Annotated in this window: 1 protein-coding gene and 1 pseudogene; one reads left to right on the top strand and one right to left on the bottom strand. The window is 63.2% G+C overall.

The window, feature by feature from the left end:
- Positions 1 to 415: 415 nt before the first annotated feature.
- Positions 416 to 1,828, bottom strand: coding sequence for an aldehyde dehydrogenase family protein (locus tag ACXWUF_RS21440; RefSeq protein ID WP_458496566.1), 1,413 nt, complete (start codon positions 1,826 to 1,828; stop codon positions 416 to 418).
- 446 nt (positions 1,829 to 2,274) lie between these two features.
- On the opposite strand from ACXWUF_RS21440, the pseudogene ACXWUF_RS21435 reads away from it, so the two are divergent.
- A pseudogene (locus tag ACXWUF_RS21435) lies at positions 2,275 to 2,949 on the top strand (2-hydroxypropyl-CoM lyase); the annotation flags it as partial.

Genomic DNA, 2,949 nt, shown 5'->3' with positions numbered 1-2,949 from the left:
CTCGTCGAACATGGCCTGCCAGGCGGCGATGTGCAGCTCGGCGGTCCGGGTCACCACGCCATCCAGGTCGAACAGCACCGCGTCGTAGTCGCGGCGGGACATCGAGAGAACCTTGGGCGAGGCCGATTGGCAAATTCCGCGATCAGTGCTCAGCATGGCAACCTCCCTGTTTTAACTTGTGACCGTACCGCGTGGCTTGGGTTCGACGGCCTGGCCGTGGGTGCGCCGACAGTGTCCCAGACGTGGATTCAGAACCAATCAAGTCTTTTATAATCAGAAAGTTAATGCTCTTGATATCCATGTCGAGAACGCCGCCGTCGCCGAGGAGAAACGAAGCAGACGGTCGCGAAATCCCAAATCGCTTCCGACAAACCCGATCCATCCCTTAAAAACGGGTTTTCCTTTCACGTCCAAGTCACCGCCCGAACCTGTCCCAATGCGCCTTGAAGAGCAATTCTTCGTCGATGGTTCTGGGCGGAATCGGGCGTGAAACCCAGGTGAGGTTGATCAGGTGCCGGGCGTTCACGTTCTCGGTGGTGATGTTGCCCCCCCAGGTGCCGCAACTGAGGCTCAGGGTGTACGGCAGGCCGTTGCGAAGGCTGCCGGCCCCTTCGTTGAGGTTCTGATTGACCATGACCCGGGCGGTTTTGGTGCCGAGGGCCAGGGCCATGACATGGGCGTCGTCGCGGGTGTGGATGCCGCAGGTGTGGCCGTGTCCCTGGTAGCCGGTGATGGCGTTGACCCGCCGCACGGCGTTGTCGATGCCGCCCTCGTAGCGGTACAGGGCCAGCACCACCGAAAGCTTCTCCCCCGAAAACGGGTATTCAGGGCCGGTGCCGTCCTCCTCGACCACCAGGAAGCGGCGGTCCTCCGTCAGCGCGAAGCCAGCCATTTCGGCGATGCGGGTGGCCGACTTCGCCACCACGTCGACCACCGGAATGGCGGCGCCGGGCTGGGGCCACATGAATGCCCGCAGCCGTGCCTTCTCTTCCGCCGTGCAGATGTGGGCGCCCCGCGCCACCAGCTTCTCCCGCAGCGCGTCGTAGATGCTGGCCTCGGCCACCACCGCGTTGTCCGCCAGGCAACTGGTGGCGTAGTCGAAGGTCTTGGCGGTGGCGATGGTTTGCGCCGCGTCGTCCAGGTCGGCGGTCTCGTCCACCACATGCACCGAGTTGCCCACCCCGACGCCATAGGCGGGCGTGCCCGAACTGTAGGCCGCCTTGACCATCGCCTCCCCGCCGGTCGCGACGATCAAATCGGCCTGGCGCATCAATTCCTGGGTCTTGCCGAGCGAGGGCTTCTCGATGAGCTGAACCAAATCCGCCGGGGCGCCCACCCGCTCGCAGGCCTCCCGCATGTACTGCGTCACCTGCGCGGTGGTCCGTTGGGTACGCGGATGGGCGGCGATGACGATGGCGTTGCGGCCCTTGAGGGCCAGCAGGGTTTTGAGCGGCGGCGTGGCATCCGGGCCGGTGGTGGGAATCAGGGCCGCCACCACGCCCACCGGCTTGGCGATCTTGACCAGGCCCTTCTCGGGGATTTCCTCCACCACGCCCACCGTCTTCACGTCGGCGATGTCGGCCAGGGTGCCCATGATGCGGTTGCGGATCTTCGTCACCTTGTCGGCGTAATTGCCGAATCCGCCCTCGTCCACCGCCAATTTGGCGAGTTCTTCGGCCCGGTCCTGGCGCACCACCGACCAGGCCACCGCCGTGGTGAGCCGGTCCACTTGCTCCTGGGAGTAATCCTCAATGGCCCGCTGGGCGTGTCTGGCCCGGTCGATCAGTTCGCCGATTTCGCTGGCCGGGCTGGGGGTTTCGGTGTTCATGGATTTGTTCCTCCTCGCTCAAGCTGTTTCCGTCATGGGTTACGCCGAAAAGGGAATACCGGCCCGGATACCGCCGGGCCATCATCCGAATGCGCGGGTTGGCGGCGGCACTTTTCGCGGCTGCCCAGGTGCGGTTGGGGGGCGAAAATTCAGGCCGACCTCAAAATACCGGACGCCGAATGCCCTGAAAAATATTATCACCCCAGCCGTGTCAAGTGTTTGTCGGCCATAGCTTTAAAGATTTCTTGACTACAATCAATAAACCAGCAATAAATTATGCCCGGTCGAGGTCCACAGCTTCTTGGTTTCCGGCATCCGCAGGCTGGGTTCAAGCGTGGAATGCCGGGAGCGGAAGGATTGAAAGTCGGCCATGCCAAGAAGTCGGCGATAAGCAAGGGAAACCAAGATTCCCCCAACAAACGGGGTTCACCCAAGAGGAGGCGCACATGAAGATTCGCGGCAACGAAGTTCTCATCCCCACCAGCATGGTCGGCAACTACCCCAACCCGCGCTGGTGGGACGCCGAGTTCGCCCGGCACTACACCGGCGACCAGGAACCGCCGGATTCCCTCCGGCGCGAAGCCTTGGAGGATGTCATCGCGGCCATCGCCAAGGATCAGGAAAATGCGGGCCTGGACATCATCGCCGATGGCCGGGTCCATGGCGACAACTACGCCGACCAGGCGCTGTACTACTACTTCCGGCGGCTCGGCTACAACCTCAGGGGCGGCCATCTGGGTTTTCCCATCTACAGCCGATTGCACGCGGCGACCCTGGACCAGGAGATCAAGCGGCATGGTTCGCTGATGGTGGAACAGGCGCGGGCGCTGAAGCGGGCGACCCGGAAGCCCGTTAAGGTCCAGTACACCGGCGTGCAGGTGCTCGCCCAATGCACCAACGACCTGTACTACAAGTCTTCCCGCGACCGGGCCATGGCGCTGGCCGCCGCGATGAACGAGGATTTGCGCGAAGTGGACGCCCTCGGCGTCGAATTCATCCAGTTGGATGAATTCACCTTCCCCTACGGCTTCGAGGGCTGGGCGCTGGAGGCCTTCCAGCGGGCGGTGGAAGGGGTGAAGAACGCCCAGATCATCGTGCATGTCTGCTGGGGCAACTGGGGC

The sequence above is a fragment of the Methylomagnum sp. genome, from assembly GCF_054333355.1.
The sequence above is the reverse complement of the archived record's forward strand: the minus strand, read 5'-3'. Positions and strand labels throughout refer to the sequence as shown.